Origin of the sequence: Paenibacillus sp. MZ03-122A (assembly GCF_024213325.1) — a bacterium.
GTDB classification, from domain to species: Bacteria; Bacillota; Bacilli; order Paenibacillales; family Paenibacillaceae; genus Paenibacillus; species Paenibacillus polymyxa_B.
In genome coordinates this window covers 1-1619 of sequence record NZ_JANAVI010000043.1, presented here as the reverse complement: position 1 = coordinate 1619, position 1619 = coordinate 1, and the positions used below count along the sequence as shown (strand labels likewise).

Sequence of the window (1619 nt, the reverse complement as noted above, 5' to 3'; positions counted from 1 at the left end):
GTTTCGGGAAGACCGGCGGAATTGCCGGATGTGGAGCGAATGGTGGGCCTATTCATCAACACCATCCCGGTGCGGGTGACCAGTGGGGGGCAGCAGCGGGTGTCGGATTTGCTCAGGCAAGTCCAGGAAACAGCCTTGTCTTCGGAACGCCATTCGTTCTATCCGCTGTACGAGATTCAGTCGCAAAGCGAGCTGGGACAAGGTTTGGTGGATCACATTGTCGTATTTGAAAACTATCCGGTGACGAGCGAAGCCATGAACAGCGGCGATGCGTACGAGTTTACATTAGAGGATCTCGAAGTGTCCGAACAAACCAACTATGATTTCAATGTAATTGTGGTGCCTGGCAGCGAACTGTTGATGAAATTCCAGTACAATGCCCTGGTGTATGACCCCCAAATCGTGAGGAACATGGAAGGTCATGTGAAACACATTGCGGCTCAGCTGATTGAGGACGCGGGCAGAAGCCACGAATCGATCGAGATTGTCACGGCCGATGAGCGTCGCTGGCTGGAAGAACGAAACCAGATAGTTACGGTCTATCCGAAGGACAAAACCATAGTGGACTTGTTTGAAGAACAAGCGGCGCGGACGCCGGAAGCCGTAGCAGTGGTGTGCGGGGATGAGCGCCTGACGTACCGGGAGCTGAACGAGCGGGCGAACCGCTTGGCCTGGACGCTGCGGGAGAAGGGTGTCGGACGGGAGAGCATCATCGCCATTATGGCCGAGCGATCGCTGGAAATCATCGTTGGGCTGTGGGGCACTTTGAAAGCTGGCGGGGCGTATCTACCGATCGACCCCGGCCACCCGGAGAAACGGATTCGCTTCATGCTCGAGGACAGCGGGACGAAGTGGTTGCTCGCATGTGAGTGTCCGGCTTGGGCGATGGATGGACCTTGGGAGACTGTACTCCTGGATGAATCGATCCTGAATGCGACAGAAGCAGAAACCATGCTGCCGCCGATCAACGAGCCAAATGATCTGATGTATGTCATCTATACGTCGGGAACGACGGGACAGCCTAAAGGGGTTATGGTCGAGCATCGTGCCCTTCATCACTTCGTGACGGGCCTACCTGAGCATATCCCGCTGGACGGCTGTCGGACCATCGCCTGTTTGACGACCGTTTCATTTGACATCTTCGCCGTAGAATCGTTGGTGCCGTTGGCCTATGGATTGCAGATTGCCCTAGCGTCGGAGGAGGAGCAGGTGGATCCGGTATTGCTCGGTCGTTTCCTGGTGGATCATGCCGTCGATATTCTGCAGGTTACGCCATCACGGATGCAGGCGCTTCGAGGGCACCCAGCTTCTTTGTCAGCGATCCAGCTTCTGAAGCGGATTATTGTCTGCGGCGAGGCGCTACCGCCGTCCCTGCTGCGGCAGCTCCAGCAAGAAAACTCGGCTAGACTATTCAATGGGTACGGGCCTACAGAAACCACCGTTTTTTCGAGCGTTGCCGAGCTGACGGATTCTGAAAGCATACATATCGGAGTGCCTTTTGCTAATACAGCGCTATATATTGTTCATGACTGCGGCAATCTTCAGCCGATCGGAGTGCCAGGCGAGTTGTGCATCGCGGGAGACGGCTTGGCGCGCGGCTATTTGAACCGTCCGGAACT

Annotated in this window: 1 protein-coding gene; it reads left to right on the top strand. The window is 55.7% G+C overall.

Annotated features, from left to right (window positions below; translation table 11 throughout):
- Nucleotides 1-30 precede the first annotated feature (30 nt).
- Nucleotides 31-1619 (top strand): non-ribosomal peptide synthetase (locus tag NLX74_RS25455; RefSeq protein ID WP_254330925.1); only part of this gene is annotated, 1589 nt, incomplete at its 3' end.